Origin of the sequence: Yersinia pekkanenii (assembly GCF_001152565.1) — a bacterium.
GTDB classification, from domain to species: domain Bacteria; phylum Pseudomonadota; class Gammaproteobacteria; order Enterobacterales; family Enterobacteriaceae; genus Yersinia; species Yersinia pekkanenii.
In genome coordinates, this window is sequence record NZ_CQAZ01000007.1 from 93330 (window position 1) to 112303 (window position 18974).

Sequence of the window (18974 nt, forward strand, 5' to 3'; positions counted from 1 at the left end):
ATTCAGACAAACTATATTTGAAAAAGTCAGATAGTAAAACCGGAGGTCAGGTGTACAAGCCGTCCTCCGGTTTTTATTGCATAGCAATAAACGCTGGGCAGGTAACAAAACGACAATACTACTTGTGCAAGGGCTCAACAAAGGTGCCATCATGGCTATCATTTTCATTAAAGAACCAGACACCTGCCGGATAGTCCTCCAGTGCAACCAGATACATAACGCCTTCACTAAACTGTTCCACCTCTAAAACAACCCCCTCACGTCTTGGGCCGCCATCGGTTTTTACTGTCACCCGATCATTCACTTTCATGATATTACCTTCGATTAAATCAATTCTGCTAGTGTAGTACAGAATCAGGTGAGGATGATAAGGCTTACGCATAAACAACGGTCTGCTTTTGATGAATATATTCAAGGATAAGAAAGGATTTTGTTCACTTAACAGCAGAGTTGAGCTAATCAGAACAGGGGATCAAAAGAAGAGATTGCATCTATCAGATTTGCTTTACGCAAGACAGTAAAAAACCCGCCTTAGCGGGTTTTTTTATAATCAGCCAAAGGCCAATTAGATTGCAGTTACGTTTGCTGCAGACGGACCTTTAGCACCGTTCTCGATAGAGAACTGTACATTCTGGCCTTCAGCCAGGGTCTTGAAGCCTTGATCTTGGATTGCAGAGAAGTGAACGAACACGTCTTTGCTGCCATCAGCTGGAGTGATGAAACCGAAGCCTTTAGACTCGTTGAACCACTTTACTTGACCTTTCATCATGTTAGACATGTGTATTTCCTTTATTAAAAAAATTTGCCACCATGGGCGTGTTATAGCCGGTTATCAGTCGTTACTTATGGAGGCACTATGAAGGAAATTCGTCAGTGAAGAGCTATCAACGATAACGCTTTAAATATGAACCACTTTACTCAAGATGTCGTGCATAAATAGGTCTGTACCACAGGCCGAGACGCATTAACTCATGACCGGCTTTTAATAGCAACTCTTTTTAGCAAGCAAACAGAGGATTCCTGTTTACATGCCCAAAATAAAACCAAAAAAGCTATTTATTATACTCTTGATGCCCACTTTTACACGGAATAATCACCCACTTTATGGTTACTCACCTCTGACACACTGGTGCTTTTAGACTCAACAATAACAAAAGACATTGCATAGCCTGTTTTTCGTCATGTTTGCCGGTAAGCGCTGAAAGTTTACCTCATAAATTTGCTATAATAAGCAGCCACCTACCCCTAAGAGGAATACATGAGGGCCAAATCAGTCACTTTAGATGATGTCGCACGCCAGGCGGGTGTGTCGTATCAAACCGTATCACGTGTTTTAAACCAGGCACCTCATGTTTCGCCGAAAACCCGCATTAAGGTCGAACAAGCCATGGCTGACCTGAGCTATGTCCCTAACCGGGTGGCACAACAATTAGCGGGTAAACACCGTCTTACTCTAGGGCTGGCAACCACTGACCTCTCTCTGCATGCCCCCTCACAAATAGCTGCGGCGATAAAAAGCAAAGCCCATGAATTGGGATATACCATCGTCATTGCGATGGTCGATGACCACAGTGATCATGCCTGTCAGCAAGCCATAAATGAGCTATTAGCCCAACGGGTTGATGGCATTCTAGTGAATATTCCCCTGAAACCAAAACGCAGCCAGAGAATTGTCCAACAATGTGCGAGGACTCCGGTACTGTTTCTTGATGTTGATCCGCAATCTGCAGCTTTCAGTGTCTTGTTTGATCCCAAGGTCGGAGCTGTTCAGGCCGCCGAATACCTAATTGCCTTAGGCCACCAACAAATCGCACTGATTTCCGGACCAAAAGATGCTATTTCAGCCCAATTACGCTACCAAGGTTGGCTGCAAGTCCTGAATAATGCCTCGTTAACACCACAGGCGGTCTATTACGGCGAGTGGGATGCTCGGAGCGGTTATCAGACCACACAGAAACTCATTACCAGCAACATCCCTTTTAGTGCCATCTTGGTGGCTAACGATCAAATGGCGCTTGGGGTGTTACGTGCGCTGCATGAGCATAATTTCAATGTACCGGAGCAAGTCTCGGTCATTGGCTACGATGACACCGCTGACAGTGCCTATTTCCAGCCACCACTGACAACGGTCAGGCAAAACTTCAAACTATTAGGTGAAGAGAGCGTTTCCCGCTTGGTTGTCAGGCTACACCATACTATTGAACCCCCGTCTGGCGTATTGTTAGCGACAGAGTTAACAATACGCCAGACAACGGCTCCTTTTAATCCTTTTGCAGCTAAAAGCGAATAAATGCGATCACTCTCGACTATTTATCCAACCGCTATTTACTTTATCTGCTGTTGAATTCATCTTGTTTGCAGCGTAATTGTGAGCGCATAACATTTATTACTTATTAACTTGCCATAGCAAAAAAGTGCTCACGAACATCATCGAAATGAGGCTGATATCATGACGTCACAGCAGAAGGTTCAACCGACCTTATCGCAGATTTTGTCTCGCCGAGATTGGGAGAACCCGCAGGTGACGCAGTATCACCGCCTTGAGGCACATCCTCCATTTCACAGTTGGCGTGATGTCGGCGCGGCGCAAAATGACACCTCATCACCACAGCGGCAATTACTCAATGGGCAATGGTCATTCAGCTATTTTACCCAGCCTGAATGGGTACCGGATGACTGGGTTGATCAAGATTTACCGGCTGCGACACCACTGCCAGTCCCCGCCAACTGGCAACTCCATGGTTACGACACACCGATTTACACCAATGTGCAATATCCCATTCCAGTCGATCCACCGCGAGTACCGGAAGAGAACCCGACCGGTTGCTATTCGCGTGATTTCACTTTAGATCCAGATTGGCTCCCGTCGGGCCAAACACGTATTATTTTTGATGGGGTCAGTTCAGCATTTTATCTGTGGTGTAATGGGAAATGGGTCGGTTATTCCCAGGATAGCCGCCTGCCAGCTGAATTCGATCTCACACCTTACTTACAGGCAGGTAATAACCGTATTGCCGCTCTGGTTCTGCGGTGGAGTGATGGCAGCTATCTGGAAGATCAGGATATGTGGCGCATGAGCGGTATTTTCCGTGATGTCAGCTTGCTGCACAAACCAGAAATTCATTTGCGAGATGTTCATATCACAACACATCTCTCCCCTGAATTCAGTTCCGCCAATTTAGAGGTAATGGCGGTCCTTAATATCCCACCACTCAGTATCAACGACCCGCAGGTTACTGGGGCTTATCACATCCGCGTACAACTGTGGTTAGCCGATAAATTGGTCACCAGCTTACAGCAACCTCTAGGCACCCAAGCGATTGACGAACGTGGGAATTATACCGATCGTGCCCGTCTTAGCCTGCGAGTAGATCACCCCTCATTATGGAGCGCAGAACAACCCACATTGTATCGTGCCGTCATTTCCCTGCTCAATAGCCGCCAAGAACTGATTGAGGCGGAAGCCTATGATGTGGGTTTCCGCCAAGTTGTGATTCACCAGGGCCTGCTTAAGGTTAATGGCAAAGCGGTGCTGATTCGGGGGGTAAACCGTCACGAGCATCATCCGCAAACGGGTCAGGTAATAGATGAAGACAGTATGGTGCAAGACATCATGCTGATGAAACAGCATAACTTTAATGCTGTGCGCTGTTCTCACTACCCAAATCATCCATTGTGGTACCGCTTGTGTTCCCGCTATGGCCTGTATGTTGTTGACGAAGCCAATATCGAAACACATGGAATGCAGCCTATGGGGCGGTTAGCGGACGACCCGCAATGGTTCTCTGCTTTCAGTGAGCGCGTTACACGGATGGTTCAGCGGAACCGTAACCATCCTTGTATCATTATTTGGTCATTGGGCAACGAATCCGGCCACGGGGCCACCCATGATGCCCTCTATAGTTGGATCAAAGCCAATGACCCCACTCGGCCGGTACAATATGAAGGGGGTGGTGCAAATACTCCAGCTACCGATATAGTTTGTCCAATGTATGCCCGGGTGGATGAAGACCAACCGTTCCCTGCTGTGCCCAAGTGGGCAATAAAGAAATGGATTGGTTTACCGAATGAATCTCGCCCATTGATTCTGTGTGAATACGCCCATGCGATGGGTAACAGTTTTGGTGGATTTGCCCGTTATTGGCAGGCATTTCGCCAGTATCCACGGTTACAAGGTGGTTTTGTTTGGGATTGGGTAGATCAAAGTCTCACCCACAATGATGAGAACGGTCAGCCTTATTGGGCTTATGGCGGTGACTTTGGTGATAGCCCTAATGACCGCCAATTCTGTATGAACGGGTTGGTTTTCCCTGACCGTAGCCCCCATCCAAGTTTGTACGAAGCGCAATACGCACAGCAATTCTTCCAGTTTTCATTGCTCAGCACTACGCCACTGGTGATCAGTGTGACCAGTGAGTATCTGTTTAGAAATAGTGACAATGAACATCTCTATTGGCGAATTGAATTAGAGGGCGAATGGCTACTGGAAGGTAACTTATCGTTGGATTTACGCCCTGAAAGCACACAGGATTACACTCTGGCCGAGCGCTTGCCCATCATCAATAAGCCCGGTCATTTATGGTTGAATGTTGAGGTCAGGCAGATAAAAGAAACGCCTTGGTCACCAATCAATCATCGCAGTGCCTGGCACCAGTGGCGTTTACCACAAGTGCTATCTACGCGGCACGGTTCCCCTCCTCCTGCCACCAGCGCGCCAAGTGACCTGCAATTACGCCAAGATGCAAACTCTATTATCGTGACCCATCAGCAGCAACGCTGGCAGTTTAGTCGCCAAACCGGGCTGTTAGAACAATGGTGGCTAGGTGAGAAAGCTCTGTTACTCAGCCCATTACGTGATCAATTTGTCCGTGCACCATTGGACAACGATATCGGCATTAGTGAAGCTACACGCATTGATCCCAACGCCTGGGTTGAGCGCTGGAAAAAAGCAGGAATGTATCAGTTGGAGCAGCGTTGCCTCTCATTACAGGCAGATAGTTTATCTCACTCAATACAAATCAGTGCGGAGTACAGCTACGAGTTTGCCAATGAACCCTTGATACACACACATTGGTTGTACCGTTTTGACCAGCAAGGTCGCATGACCATTGATGTTCGGGCCCACGTTGCAACATCACTCCCCTCTCCAGCAAGAGTCGGTATGTGTTGTCAATTATCCGATATCGCAGCAAGTGTTGACTGGTTAGGATTAGGGCCACATGAAAACTATCCTGACCGCCAACTCTCAGCACAATATAGCCACTGGTCGCAACCACTTGAGCAGATGCACACACCCTACATATTTCCAAGTGAAAATGGGCTGCGTTGCGATACCAACACCCTGAATTACGGAAACTGGAAATTAACCGGTCAGTTCCATTTCGGTATCAGCCGTTACAGTACGCAACAACTGATGGCCATCAGCCACCAGCACCTACTCAAACCAGAGCAAGGCACCTGGTTGAATATTGATGGTTTCCATATGGGTGTCGGTGGTGACGACTCATGGAGCCCAAGTGTCCATACTGAAGACTTGCTGACGGATGAAATCTACCAGTATCAGGTTTGTTGGCAGTATAAAGAATAAGTTTGGCGATATACGGTACCCACCGCGCAATCGTATTATCTGTGGCTGTACTGACCTACAATTTCGGATTTATACCTATATCAGCAAAGGAGTCATATTCATACAATCAAAGTGTTCTAAACATCTCTTAGTCTTGATTGTAGCCATGCAAGTAAGCCATACATGCACGACTCCTTGGTACACTACTCCTTTGCAAATTTGTGCGCCCACATTGTTGGGCGTTTTTTGTTTTCTACTCTGGAGATGTCTTTGGGTTCTCTCCCCCTTGTCATCACTTAAGCACATTCGCTCCATGAATTATTTCCATTACCGGACTAAGATATTCACTTAGTTATTGGTATAGCGTTTGATTTCGCACCTTCACGCGACAGAGGAATATTATGACATCGTTAACGCATCTCCCGGCAAATATGACAGCGATTGAAATCACTCAGTCTGGTGGGCCAGAAGTATTAGTCCCCGTAAAGCGGCCGACACCCATGCCCGCTACAGGCGAAATACTGGTTAAAGTTTCAGCCGCCGGCGTTAATCGCCCTGATGTGATGCAGCGCCGTGGTCACTATGCGCCGCCGCCAGGAGCCTCGGATATTCCTGGATTAGAGGTTGCCGGCGAAGTGGTCGCCATGGCCGCAGATGTCAGTCGTTTTAAACTCGGCGACAAAGTGTGTGGACTGATAGCTGGTGGTGGTTATGCCCAGTACTGCGTTATACATGAAACCAATGCATTACCGATCCCAGTCAGCCTTACTGATATCGAAGCTGCGGCACTACCAGAAACATTTTTCACCGTATGGGCCAACCTATTCCAACGCGGCCGCCTCAGTGCCGGTGAAACCGTATTAATTCACGGTGGCTCTTCTGGCATAGGGACAACCGCGATATTACTGAGCAAAGCATTTGGCGCAGAGACGATTATTGTCACTGTGGGTTCAGAAGAGAAACGTCAGGCGTGCCTGAAGCTGGGTGCAGATATTGCCATTAACTATCATACTCAAGACTTTGTCGCTGAAACCAAACGTGCTACTGCGGGTCAAGGGGCTGATGTCATTGTCGATTTAATTGCTGGTGATTATGTAGCACGTAATTATGAAGCTGCTGCAATGAATGGCCGTATTGTTCAAATTGGCACCCAAAATGGCAATGCCAAAGATCTTAACCTGATGTTGATGTTGTTAAAACGCCTGACACATACCGGTTCCACATTACGCTCACGCAGCGTGGCAGAAAAAGCGCTGATCGCCCAAGAGCTGGAACAACACGTTTGGCCATTGCTGGGCGAGAGTAAGATCAAGCCGCAAATATTCCGAACGTTCCCACTGGAAGAGGCTGCAAAAGCGCACGCGTTGATGGAAGGTAGTACACATATTGGCAAAATTGTCCTGACCGTTTAACACGGCATGGGGCTATAATTGCTGCCATAGTGATGGCTAATCAGGTGAAATCTACGTTATAGGGGGTTGCTTTCACCTGATGAATAAATAATATACATACAGTTACCCTCACTCAGCCATAACAGTTTGGCTAACTAATTTATTAAACTGATATACTTTAAAGTTAACCTTCCATGCTAATCTATAATAAAATGCTATGGTTTAATTTTATGAGTTATTAATCACAAGGTCATAATTATGGACATAATTAAAAAGATATTAATCGATGACATCGCGAGAATAAATAAAAAAGAAAAAAGAGATGGTCGGTTAAAATTTAACAGCGATTTTGTCTACCAGCATCCCTATCTTTGTCTGGCAATGTTGGTTTCATATTTTTTCGTCTTAGTTTTAATGTACTTAACCCCCTACTTTGGCACCGGATATATGATTGCCTTTACCGCTTTCTTTGTGTTGATGTCGGCTATCCTAATGATGGAAATCAAACCAGTATTTAAGTTTGAGGATATTGGCATTCTTGATTTACGTGTTTGCTACAATGGTGAGTGGTTCTTTAGTCGAGCATTATCGACACAAGCAATTGATGAAATATTGAATAGCAAAAATATCAGTGATGATTTTAAGCTTCGCGTTAAAAATATTATTAATAATAAAGGCGAAATAGATTTTTATGATGTCTATGATTTGGCCTATTTACAAAAAAAGTCGATACAATTCAATGACAAAAATGCAATCTCATCGCTAACCGGCACCCCGGTTAGCGGACAGTAAACGCCGGTATTCATATAACCTGGCTCTGCAAGAAGCATAGCTGGCAATAATCAATAGGTCTCTTTTCATCAGCTGCATTAGATTTGTTAGGCAGATACCGTTAATACGTTAGAATTTTGCCTATAATAACATTAATGCACCTAATAATAAGAGGCTGGTGGTTATGGATAAAATTGACGAGCAACTGATTGCCATTTTAGCTGAGAATGCACGGATATCCTTGAAAGATCTGTCCCAACAAGTCAATCTATCCTCCCCCAGCACATCTGAACGCCTGCGCCGTCTTGAAGAGCGTAGTATCATCCGCAGCTACACTCTTGACCTCGATCAACGGGCTTTTGGTTATAGCTTGCAGGCTCTTGTACGTGTAAAACCCTTGGCAGGAATGTTACATATCACTGAAAAAATGATTCAGGAAACACCAGAGTGTGTTGAATGTGACAAAGTCACCGGTGACGATTGCTTTATTAGCCGTATATATATTCATTCGATGGCGCAATTGGATACCATCATTGATCGTTGGTCAGAACGAGCTGAAATCCAAACTTCAATTGTGAAATCGTCACCCGTTATGCGGCGGTTACCGCCATTAGTGCCGTCGGTCAAGGGTATAAAAATCTAAAATTTGTGTCTCTAACCTCACTTTATCTATAATAAAGGGTTATGATTCCCATAATTAAATAGATTTCTATAAACGGATAGTCGATGAGCAGTAATAATCCAAGTCAGGCGTCAGATTCGTTGATTCTTACGCTCCCCTACCGTCGGTGGGATCAAAATACAGTGGAAGGTGCCTGTGCTATCGAGGCTCTGGAGCAAGGTAAAGTGCTGTTTTTACCTCATCTCGCCTTTGAATTGAGTGAAGATGAAAAACAACTGCTTAACCCTGCATTGGTTGATGTTAAACGTAAAAATATCAGTTTCAAGCCACTGGACGGCACGCTAACCGGCGTTACCGATGAAAGCAAAGTGGCATTAACCCGCCAGTTACTTGAGCGCTATTACCAGAGTTGCCTAAGTTTGGTGCATCAATTATTGCCCGAGTACTCCTCAGCTCTACGCAGCCCGACAAATAGCCTGCGTTTGCACCCTGTTACCGACTGGCGTGATACTACATCGTGGCGTAAAGACGATAGCCGTTTACATGTTGATGCTTTCCCTTCACGCCCTAATTATGGCGAACGTATTATCCGTATTTTCACCAATATCAACCCCCATGGCGAACCCCGGTCATGGCGGGTAGGCGAAAACTTTACACAGCTTGCCAGCCGTTATTTACCACAACTTGATAACTATTCCCCTATCAGCAGTTGGCTGCAACATAAGGTCGGTATCACTAAACGCCGTCGTAGCCATTATGACCATCTGATGCTCCAACTACATGACAAAATGAAGTCGGACCTGGAATATCAAAACAATGGTCTACAGCAAGCCATTGATTTCCCATCAGGCAGTAGCTGGATCTGTTTTTCGGACCAAACACCCCACGCAGCGATGGGCGGGCAGTATATGTTGGAACAAACGTTCCTGCTGCCAGTGGAGGGGATGAAATATCCAGAGCAGTCTCCGCTAAAGATACTGGAATCATTGACGCAGAAGGCGTTGATATAGTCCATAACACTCTCGAGAGAGTCCGCCGACCAGGCGGATTGCTCATTAAAGCTGTCGTTACTACCCTACGTTATATAGGTTGTAAATTATCTAAAAAAATGCTTGTCCGACTTGATCTGTGATAAAAAAATAAATATTATTTTTGCGTCAAGTAAACCGAGTCGGTAATAGTTTGACCTGAGGAAAAGAAATTGATCTCATTGCACTAATACCTATACAGGAAATTATTTAGCTCTTGAACGTTGTTCTGGTTATAAGTTTATAGCTTAGATATCGGTTTTATTTTAGGTGAGCTTCACTGCATCCCACACTATTCAACCTTATCAGATAGCTACTGGAGGTTAATATGGTTAAAGTCTACGACAGAAACAGAAACCAAATTATTCCGGGCAAACGTGTTATGGTCGCACAAACTGGGGAAATTGACGTAGCTAAAGCTATCCACGCACAAGGGCTGGCCCCGGTACAGGCAGAGCGCGAGCGAGTTGTAGAGTTACAACATAGCGGAGAACGCTACGTGCCTTTTGATTTAGTCAGACTCGGTTAATAAAGTTTTACACAGAGTCATTTGGTAGATTTATAGTCGCATATTATTAAGGCATTGCAGCTAATACGCCGGAGTTAACCTATACCCATCAGGTTATTCCGGCATTGTCGTTTGTATGAGTTTTATATTTATTCAATCTATTAAAATAACGATAATTAATGGGAGCTGATTGCTACAAACTGAAAACAACTTATTCGGCTGATATTGATACCGGCCGAATAATCTCTATTTAAATATGGCACGCAGGTTCAATCACCTGAGTCACTTTCTTTTGGAAAGTATCAAGTTGGCAAAGTTTGTTATCACCGCTATTCTCGCATCCTTCGATCGCCACGGGAACAATACTGGCCGGATTGTTTTTCAAGTCCAATTTCACCGCATTTCGTAATTGATCCATCGTTTGATAGAACATCTTTACCGCAACATAGCGTTGATGATTATCCGGATTCTGCCATAGCTCAAAAACTAATCCGCCCCCTGGGGGGGTATTATCAGGCTGCTGCGGCAATTGCCAGTTGGCACCTAACATACCGGCAATATTGGCGATATTAGTATCATGGCCGCCAAGGAAAAGAACCTTGGTTTGCGGTGATAACGGCAATGTTTGCCCCCGACCTCCATGCTGAAGCACTAGCGCAGTGTTGATCTGTTGCAACAACGGTGTTCCCTTATGACGGGCGATATACGGTGTTTTGGCCATCAAATCAAACTGCACATTGTGCAGCGACAATAAAGATACCCAATTCTCTTCACCGCTTAACCGATGCCAGGCAACATCCGGCATAGCTTGTGAATTTTGTAGGAGGAAGATTTCACCCAAAGTTGAGGAGAGTGCCAATGGCCCACTGAGTGATGCTTTGGTCCCCTTCTTATTCACCTTGATTTCGTTCGCCGCGAAAGTGGCAAAATCACAGGTCTTCCCTTGCTGCTGTAGTGACTTGCAATAAGGTGAAGCCGCAAAGTTTAGCACCTCGCCCATCTGGGCAAAAGGTTTAGCATAGCGCTGACTCAGTTCGCTTAATGGTGCACCCAGTCGTTCCTCGACCGCCTTATGGGTTTGTGTCGAATCTAACTTACACACCCCTGCTTCAACCGGGTGAAATAGGGGATCAGCTTTTTTCAAATCAGCCTGATAATGCACCGTCAGGCCGCAACCTGGGGCGATGCCATCGAGGAATGCCTGCCCGGTTAAACGGGTGCGTTGATCGACATCGGCCTGCGCATAAATGGCCCCGTCTGCCGGGCAACCGGCAGGTAGCAGCCCTTGATTACGGAAGTAATCACCATAAAAGCCCCCCATCAATGTCACTAACTGTGCACCTCGGGGGGTTAAATACCCCGCGGGTACTGGCCATTGCGGCCACTTATCAGGTGTTACATCATTTATTAGCTGTGTTTGTTTAGTTGGCGAGCGAACACCATGGCGACTCAAAATAATCACTCGCTCCAATGTATAGCCGCTCGGTGGAGCAACAGCCAGTGTAGCATTGGTTGTGAAGCTACCCAGCATCAAGGCCAGTGCGGATAATCGCAGACTATTCTTTGCTACTGCCATCATTTTATATCCTTATTAAAACTACGAATATTTATCCTCAACGAGTATGGTCGATGATCTCTGGCCTCACAATGTGCCAAAGCTATAAACAATAGGAATGCGAATAGGCCGATGGTGCAAAAAACCATGTCGGAACACGCTAAATTTGATTCGGTTCTCATTGTTAGAATGATAATTAGCCGATTATGTCATTAACGATATTTATACTTAAGAAAGGTACAAATCCGCTCTACCCTTCCGATTATTATCCGGAAAGGTTTTAGCGCATTAGGGTTGGAGAATGTAGCCCGTAATTCAGCGGCGATACATATAAATCATAAGGAGTCTGATATGCGGAAAACAGGCGATATCGACAGAGTCATGTCGGCCAGGCAACTTCCCAATAAAGCCGTAGCCTTGATTCTTGCTGGGGGCCGAGGCTCACGCCTTAAGGATCTTACGTCCGTCCGGGCGAAACCCGCAGTCCATTTCGGCGGTAAATACCGCATTATTGACTTCGCATTATCCAATTGTCTTAACTCCGGCATTCGCCGTATCGGTGTGATAACGCAATACCAGTCTCATACCTTGGTGCAACATATACAGCATGGTTGGTCGTTTCTCAGTGAAGAGATGAATGAGTTTGTTGATTTATTACCGGCACAACAACGTCAAGGGCAGGAACACTGGTATACCGGTACTGCCGATGCCGTTTTCCAAAATCTGGATATCATCCGCCGTTATCACGCTGAATATGTCGTGATCCTGGCCGGGGACCATATTTATAAAATGGATTACTCACGCATGCTGCTGGATCACGTAGAAAGTGGCGCAGCCTGCACCGTGGCCTGTATTGAAGTGCCCAAGGAGGAAGCCAGTGCCTTCGGTGTCATCGAGGTATCTGAAGATCTGCAAGTCAAAATGTTTTGGGAAAAACCGGAAGATCCGCCGACACTGCCGGACAAACCCAACAGCAGCCTGGCCAGTATGGGCATTTATGTGTTTAACGCCGAGTTCCTGTTTGATTTACTGAACAGTGATCATGCAGATGAAACCAGTAGCCATGACTTTGGCAAAGATATTCTGCCGAAAATAACCGAGCAAGGCCATGTATGGGCGCATCCGTTCTCTCTGTCTTGTGTATCCACCTCACCAGATGCCTCTGATTATTGGCGCGATGTAGGAACACTGGATGCCTATTGGCAGGCCAACCTTGATCAGGCCGCTATCACGCCTGAGCTGGATATGTATGACTCACATTGGCCGATACGAACTTATGCCGAACCCTTGCCACCGGCCAAATTTGTTCAAGATCGTTCGGGCAGCCACGGTATGACCATGAATACCTTGGTGTCCGGCGGCTGTGTTATTTCTGGTTCCGTGGTAGTCAACTCGGTGTTATTTTCCAGAGTCCGCGTTAACTCATTCTGTAATATCGATTCTTGTGTGCTGCTACCCGACGTGAATATTGGCCGTTCCTGCCGCCTGCGTAAGTGTGTTATTGACCGAGCCAGCATAATCCCGGAAGGGATGATAATTGGCGAAAACGCAGATGAAGACGCCCGCCGTTTCTATCGTTCAGACAGTGGCATTGTGTTGGTTACCAGAGAGATGCTGGCCAGACTGTGAGGTATAAATCTGACCTGACATGGACAAGCGATGAATAATTTATATAATCAGGCCAAACAAATGAGAAGGTTTGATTATGTCATTTACTGAATGGGTAATACTGGGAGTGGTTATTGGTTGTGTTGTTGGCGTTTTACTGAAGATTTTTGGTAAGAAAAAAGACAGCTAGCCTTTTCAGTTCCCTAAAGACTCACCCCATCAATACCCCCAAACGGCACTTAACGGTGCCGTCTCTTTTCTACGATAACGATGCGATCACCATCACCAGCCACAGCAGCAATGCACTGAATATGGCACGGTGCAGCAGTTTGCGCGCTCCCTGCCAGCGTGAATAGAGGGAGCGCCCGCTAATTGGTTTCCCCCCCCATAAATGCTGTAAGGCGGTATCAAAATGGTCAGTTTGTGACTCGTGGGTATACAGCAATGTAAAAAGCTGCTCATCAAGCCATAAACGCCAGCAATAATAGTGAGTCACTCCGGCCAACAACAACAGCAAGGCAGCAACCGCGCTACCAGCCCCCCACAAGGCAAACATGATTGGCGGTAGGGTCAGTACCGCCAGATAACGCCAGCTGGCAAGATGGATAGTCAGAACCCGACCCGCAACCGAATGGTTTAGCATAGTGCTTTCCTATTCTGCCATAATGCCAATGCCCGTAAATGCCGTGGTTGCAACACCACTTGTGGGCGGCACTGTCGGATAAATTCAGCCGCTGCCACAGGCGTAGTCACCCACCCCTGCTCCAGTAACCATGCCGCAATGACCAACGCACTGCGCGACATACCGAGTGCACAATGAACCAACACCGTGCCATGTTGCCGATGCAGTTGGTTAAGCGCCCCAACCGCCTGTGCCAATTGCTGTTGATCAGGCACCACTAAATCCATCAGCGGGCAGCACAGATAGGGCTTATTTCGGCTATAGCGGCTACGGCTGAATTCTGCCGTGACATCCAATACACTGGCCTGCGATAGCGCGGTGCGCGGATAGCTGCCAATATAGACCCCCGGTGCCACAGCAATAGCTTGCGCTAACCGGCGGGTAAACCAGTACATCGACAATCTGGCCCCCAACCGGTAAGGCCATAATAGCAGCAGCGCTGAAGGTGAAACCCTGCCATCCGCCTCTTTTTGGAATACAGCCACCCCCCAACCGGTATAACCAGCGGCCACTGCCAGCAGCGAAAGCGCCAACCACCACAGCAGGTTCCAGCTACCACTCGCCCACCACGCCAGTCCACCCGCCAATATAGCCCCACAGCCATACCCCAGGGCTAATGTTAAGGAAGGACGGCACGGCGACTGCCAACGCCAGCCACCTTTAATCGGTATTAGGTAACTGACCACCACACCCGCCGCCACTCCAGTAATAATATCAATCATATGGTGTTGCCAGGTGGTCAGCACCGATACTGCAATCAATGCAAACCAGCCACTCATCAGCCCACGCCATCGCCCTTTGCAGTGCGGCCAGAAACGCAACCACAGCAACCAGGTCAGCATAATGTGTAAAGAAGGGGCTTGATTGTAGGGCAAATCAAACAGTTCCAGTTGCTGAAATAACCAGCCGAATGGCCCATCGGTTATCGGACGAACAAAACTGAATTTTAGCGGGAAAAGCAAAAAACCCAGGCAGGCCACCAGCGATGCCATGACTAAGCGCAGGGCGTGGCGGGTCTGCTCCCGTACTGAAGTGCAGATAAATAGCGACAAACCATAGAGCAAATCGATACTCCAATAGGGCACGATGGTCCAGGGCAGAAAAGGGATTTGCTGCTCCCAGCCATATACCACACTGCCAACCCCGAAACGGCTGGCAGTGAAATGGTTAACCTGACCGTAGCTGATAAAAAACAGCGGAGCCAGCAACAATAGCCACAATACGGCACGCCGCCACAGCGTTATGCGCGTCACGGCAATATCAACGTCAGTCATCAGCACGACGTACCGCCAGTGATACGGTGAAAATGCCCCACTCATCAATCAGTTGATAGCATTTATCAAATCCGGCTTGCTCCACCAGATCATCCATCTCCCCCTGACTGCGCACCCGCATCACCCAAGGCTGCCCACCCTGATGGCTGGTCAATGCACGGGCAATCATTTTAACTTGCGGATGCCACGGCTGGCCGGTATAAACCAACACCCCACCAACCGGAACCGCTGCTGCCAACCCAGCCAATGACGCCTGGATCATCTCGTTCTGCGGAAATAGCTCATATAAGCCGGAAACGATAGCCAGCGTAGGATGAGGATCCAGGTTCGCCAGCGAATTGCGGTCAAAAGCATCGCCTTTTTCAAAACGTGCCACCCCGGTCAGATTGCGCTCGGCAATCATGATTTGCCCTTTTTCCACATTCAGTTCGCTGTAATCACGCAATAGGATTTGCTCAACATCAGGCTGATCAGCCAGCGCATCGAGGACATAACGGCCATGCCCTGCCGCGATATCGACAATACGCAGCGGCATGCCTTTATCACGTAACTGCTGAAGGGCCATTTGAATCGTCTGTTGCAAATGAACTTTGCGCATACGAATGCCACGCCAGCCAATGCTATTGAGGTATTGTTGGTCAAAATAGCGACCTAACCTGTTCTTACCCTCCGGCTGGTTACGATAGACATAATCCAGCGTGCTGCCAGAGTCAAAACCGGTTTCAAACCCTAAGCGTACCCCGGTTGCACTGCTGCCCAGCGTCTTCATGCCATAACGTAAAGCGGAATAGTACAACCCCTCGGCGGAATAGGGCTTCAATGGGACTTGCAGGGCGCGATACCTATCCGCACTGACGCTCCAACGATCTTCGTATCGGTAATGGTGAGCCGGCAGTTCTTCGCTATACAAACTGTCAATAAAGACACGCATCTTATCGAATGCCAGTTGCCGGTCTTTCTCGCCCAAGGTGTCGTGATAAAAACCGGGTAAAATATGTTGCTCTTTCACCGGACTGCTAAGGCGCTGATAAAACGTCTGTTGCGGTGCGCGATGCACCACAAAATCATCACCGGAAATCAGCAATTGTGTTGGTACCGTAATGGCTGCCGCATCTTGCACGACCCGATCCGCCGCACGGTAAAGGTCTAACAGGATATTCACCGCAATCGGTCGGCTGACCAGCGGGTCGTTGTCAAAACTAGCGACCCGTGGTGCATCATGAGTCAGGAACTTACCTTTGACGTAAGATTTAACGTAAAACAGCCCGCGAAAACGGTGCATCAGCGTTAATCCAAGGCGAGCAAACGGCACATACAGTTTCACTTTAAACGCCGGTGATGCCAAAATCATACCGCGTATTTTTGGGGCATAATCATGCACCCAGGTAGAGACCAGCACCGCACCGACACTTTGTGCTACCACTACCACATCCTGCAATGACACATTGCTATCAACCGCCGCGAAACGGACGAATTCATCAACATCGTGTACCGAACGTGCCAGACTCGGGCTATGCCCCCGCTCCCCCGGTGATTTACCGTGTCCACGCGCGTCCCAGGCATAAAAGGTCACATCCGGCAGCATCAGTTCATCAACAATATGTTGCAAACGCCCTGAATGTTCATGGCCGCGATGAAACAGCACCATCACCCGTTTGGCGGCTGCATTCTGGGCAGGCCAGCAACAGTAGAATAATGGCACATTATCACTGGTAGTAAATGTCAGTTCCTGAGCAATACGCTTTTCTTGAGTCACGGCGTTTTCCTTGTAGCCAGTTGTTGCAGAGTCATAAACCGCTGCTGTAATTCCGTTCGGAATGTCTGTTTGTCATTTTTAAAATAGAAAGGTTTATCAACATAGATATCAATAAAAAAGGGTACCGGAATGCGCTGCCCTTTGCCCATCGCCCGCCCCAGCCCGTGCATATAAACCGGAGTGATTGGCGTGGTGGGAAATTGACGACTCAAATACCACAGACCTGATTTGAATTCTGAGAACTTTTCTGGCTCTCCCCGCGTCCCTTCGGGGAACAGGATCACAATTTTGTTATTTGACAATGCCTCGATACAGCCAGCCAAAGGATCACCGTCGTTGCCCGCTCCGCCCCGCACCACCGGAATAATGCCAATCACTTTGGTGGCAAACCATGCCATGGCACGATTACGTAGAAAGTAATCAGCGGCAGCCACCGGATGCACCTGCGATAACGTCGAGAGCGGGAATAAGGTAAACAGCGTCAATATATCCAAATGACTATTATGATTCGCCACCACAATGGCCGGTCCTTTTAGGGGGAGCTGTTTCCGTTGCCAGACCGACACCCCGAGCCACACCAATACCACCGGATACGCCACACAAAGCGTAAAACACCAGCGCAATAATCGGTTCACGGCCAATCCTCAATAATAGAAGTAGCGAACAAAATGAAAGAACAGTGGCGCGGTATAGATAAGCGAATCCAGCCTGTCGAGGATACCGCCGTGTCCGGGCAATAACTTGCCTGAATCTTTCACACCCAAGTCACGTTTCACCGCTGACATCACCACATCACCACAGAAACCGGTAAAGCCAATTAGTAACCCGGCCAATAGTGAAAAATAGAGGTTCATTGGGGTTAATAGCGGCCCCAGAATACCCGCCAATAGCATCGTGGTAGCCACTCCCCCCAGCAAGCCGGCTAATGTTTTGTTCGGGCTGACATTGGGCGTCACTTTGATACGGCCTAATGATTTCCCCCATAGATATTGGGCAATATCATTCACTTCCGTCAGCGCGACCAGGAACACTACCAGCAATGCGCCTTGTCCGCCGATACCACCAGGTAATACCATCAGAAATGCCACATGGCTCAGGGCAAATACGGTAGTCATCAACCCCCAATGCATATTAGAGGCAGCATGCAGGAAGCCCTTGGTGTCGCCAATCAGTACCATCCTGACGGGCAGGAATAAGAAGGCATAGATCGGAATGAAGATGACAAACATGCCGTACCACCCCATGCCGATCCACAGATAATGGATCGGAATGGCGAAATACATCCACAGTAAGGGAATATTGTCAGAGCGGCGGGTTGAAATCAGGGTCAGGAACTCTTTTAGTGCCAAAAAACTGATAAAACCGAAAATAACCAGTGACAGCCATTTTGGGCTAACCATCGCCACGGCGAAAACAATAATAATCAGCCACCAACTGGTGATGCGCTGGCGTAACTCCAGCCAATCCTTTTGCGGATAGCGCAGCATCAATAGCAGAATAATCACGCTGGCGACTGTCAGCAGACCAAAAATGACCGTCAAACTGATAACAAGTATCGAATTCATATTAAGCCTCTGACCTTAGTGCCGCCCGGCAGCGGTTGATGCAAGTCCACAGCAATAACAGCGATGCAAAAGCGAACAGCCACCCTGAATAGGCCATGGACTCAGGCCACACCACAACAGCCAGCCCATAGCTACCAAACAACAGTGCGCGGTCACTTTTCCCTAATGGCCCCTGATACCCTCGCGGTCTGCCCAGGGTTTGCGCCATAACGCCGCAGAACTCGGTGAGTAAGGCCAGAAACACGGTTAATATCACCAGTTCAGGGCGGGCAAATGGCAGCAAAGCAAACGGCAGGTACAGCGCGATATCCGAAACAATATCGCCAATCTCATTAAGCAGAGCGCCCAAGCGCGACTGCTGGTTGAACTCCCGCGCTAACATACCGTCAATGGCATTCAGCGCCATGCGAAAAAACAGGAATACGGGCAGCAGGGCAAATATCATCCGCGATGGATATAACACCAATGAGCCGCCGACCACCAATGAGGCAACCAAGGTAAATAATGTGACCTGATTCGCCGTAACCCCCTGTCGATACAACCAAGCCAGGCACGGGCGCAGCAACGCCTGAAATCGCGGTTTAATATCATAAAGTGTCATAAATGTACCTGTGTATTGACCCTGAAAAAGTCAGCGATGGTATGAGT

Annotated in this window: 17 protein-coding genes; 8 read left to right on the forward strand and 9 right to left on the reverse strand. The window is 47.7% G+C overall.

Annotated features, from left to right (window positions below):
• Nucleotides 1-118: 118 nt before the first annotated feature.
• Nucleotides 119-310 carry a protein DsrB gene (gene dsrB / locus AEP37_RS05225; RefSeq protein WP_049610907.1) on the reverse strand — a complete coding sequence of 64 codons (192 nt, stop codon included), beginning with the start codon at nucleotides 308-310 and terminating at the stop codon, nucleotides 119-121.
• Nucleotides 311-565: 255 nt separating this feature from the next.
• Complete coding sequence (gene cspE, locus AEP37_RS05230) at nucleotides 566-778, reverse strand: transcription antiterminator/RNA stability regulator CspE (RefSeq protein ID WP_002210893.1); 213 nt, start codon at nucleotides 776-778, stop codon at nucleotides 566-568.
• Nucleotides 779-1258: 480 nt separating this feature from the next.
• Between cspE and AEP37_RS05235 the strand changes: the two genes are divergently transcribed.
• The 7 genes from AEP37_RS05235 to ydfZ all read left to right on the forward strand — a co-directional run bounded on the left by AEP37_RS05235 (nucleotide 1259) and on the right by ydfZ (nucleotide 9907).
• The gene (locus AEP37_RS05235; RefSeq protein WP_049610910.1) at nucleotides 1259-2290 is read left to right on the forward strand and encodes a LacI family DNA-binding transcriptional regulator; all 1032 of its coding nucleotides are present in this window, start codon (nucleotides 1259-1261) and stop codon (nucleotides 2288-2290) included.
• Between the two features lie 159 nt (nucleotides 2291-2449).
• The gene (locus tag AEP37_RS05240; protein ID WP_049610911.1) at nucleotides 2450-5587 is read left to right on the forward strand and encodes a beta-galactosidase; all 3138 of its coding nucleotides are present in this window, start codon (nucleotides 2450-2452) and stop codon (nucleotides 5585-5587) included.
• 380 nt (nucleotides 5588-5967) lie between these two features.
• Entirely contained in the window at nucleotides 5968-6978 is a 1011-nt protein-coding gene (locus AEP37_RS05250; protein WP_049610918.1) for an NAD(P)H-quinone oxidoreductase, read from the forward strand.
• Nucleotides 6979-7215: 237 nt separating this feature from the next.
• Entirely contained in the window at nucleotides 7216-7749 is a 534-nt protein-coding gene (locus AEP37_RS05255; RefSeq protein ID WP_049610919.1) for a YlaC family protein, read from the forward strand.
• Between the two features lie 163 nt (nucleotides 7750-7912).
• The gene (locus tag AEP37_RS05260; RefSeq protein WP_049610924.1) at nucleotides 7913-8371 is read left to right on the forward strand and encodes an Lrp/AsnC family transcriptional regulator; all 459 of its coding nucleotides are present in this window, start codon (nucleotides 7913-7915) and stop codon (nucleotides 8369-8371) included.
• Nucleotides 8372-8454: 83 nt separating this feature from the next.
• A complete protein-coding gene (locus AEP37_RS05265) occupies nucleotides 8455-9360 on the forward strand; it encodes a Kdo hydroxylase family protein (protein ID WP_049610927.1) in 906 nt (301 codons plus the stop codon).
• 346 nt (nucleotides 9361-9706) lie between these two features.
• Nucleotides 9707-9907 carry a putative selenium delivery protein YdfZ gene (ydfZ, locus tag AEP37_RS05270; protein WP_049610931.1) on the forward strand — a complete coding sequence of 67 codons (201 nt, stop codon included), beginning with the start codon at nucleotides 9707-9709 and terminating at the stop codon, nucleotides 9905-9907.
• Between the two features lie 229 nt (nucleotides 9908-10136).
• Here the strand turns inward: ydfZ and AEP37_RS05275 are convergent, their stop codons facing one another.
• Nucleotides 10137-11462: an AppA family phytase/histidine-type acid phosphatase gene (locus AEP37_RS05275; protein WP_049611010.1), complete on the reverse strand. Its 1326-nt coding sequence runs from the start codon at nucleotides 11460-11462 to the stop codon at nucleotides 10137-10139.
• Nucleotides 11463-11792: 330 nt separating this feature from the next.
• Here AEP37_RS05275 and glgC point away from each other — a divergent pair, with 330 nt between their 5' ends.
• Nucleotides 11793-13070, forward strand: coding sequence for a glucose-1-phosphate adenylyltransferase (gene glgC, locus AEP37_RS05280; RefSeq protein ID WP_049610934.1), 1278 nt, complete (start codon nucleotides 11793-11795; stop codon nucleotides 13068-13070).
• Nucleotides 13071-13308: 238 nt separating this feature from the next.
• On the opposite strand, the gene AEP37_RS05285 is transcribed toward glgC, so the two are convergent.
• The 6 genes from AEP37_RS05285 to AEP37_RS05310 are packed head-to-tail and all read right to left on the reverse strand — an operon-like array spanning nucleotide 13309 to nucleotide 18927.
• Nucleotides 13309-13692, reverse strand: a complete 384-nt coding sequence (locus AEP37_RS05285) for a hypothetical protein (protein ID WP_072086242.1) — start codon at nucleotides 13690-13692, stop codon at nucleotides 13309-13311.
• Nucleotides 13686-15005 carry a phosphatase PAP2/dual specificity phosphatase family protein gene (locus AEP37_RS05290; RefSeq protein ID WP_049611015.1) on the reverse strand — a complete coding sequence of 440 codons (1320 nt, stop codon included), beginning with the start codon at nucleotides 15003-15005 and terminating at the stop codon, nucleotides 13686-13688. Before AEP37_RS05290 ends, AEP37_RS05285 begins: the two co-directional genes overlap by 7 nt.
• Nucleotides 14998-16761, reverse strand: coding sequence for a bifunctional alpha/beta hydrolase/class I SAM-dependent methyltransferase (locus AEP37_RS05295; protein ID WP_049610937.1), 1764 nt, complete (start codon nucleotides 16759-16761; stop codon nucleotides 14998-15000). The genes AEP37_RS05290 and AEP37_RS05295 overlap by 8 nt, the downstream gene beginning before the upstream one ends.
• Nucleotides 16758-17396, reverse strand: a complete 639-nt coding sequence (locus AEP37_RS05300; protein WP_049610940.1) for a lysophospholipid acyltransferase family protein — start codon at nucleotides 17394-17396, stop codon at nucleotides 16758-16760. Before AEP37_RS05300 ends, AEP37_RS05295 begins: the two co-directional genes overlap by 4 nt.
• Before the next feature lie 9 nt (nucleotides 17397-17405).
• Nucleotides 17406-18326, reverse strand: a complete 921-nt coding sequence (locus AEP37_RS05305; RefSeq protein ID WP_049610944.1) for a phosphatidate cytidylyltransferase — start codon at nucleotides 18324-18326, stop codon at nucleotides 17406-17408.
• Nucleotide 18327: 1 nt separating this feature from the next.
• Nucleotides 18328-18927, reverse strand: coding sequence for a CDP-alcohol phosphatidyltransferase family protein (locus AEP37_RS05310; RefSeq protein ID WP_049610946.1), 600 nt, complete (start codon nucleotides 18925-18927; stop codon nucleotides 18328-18330).
• Between the last annotated feature and the right edge of the window lie 47 nt (nucleotides 18928-18974).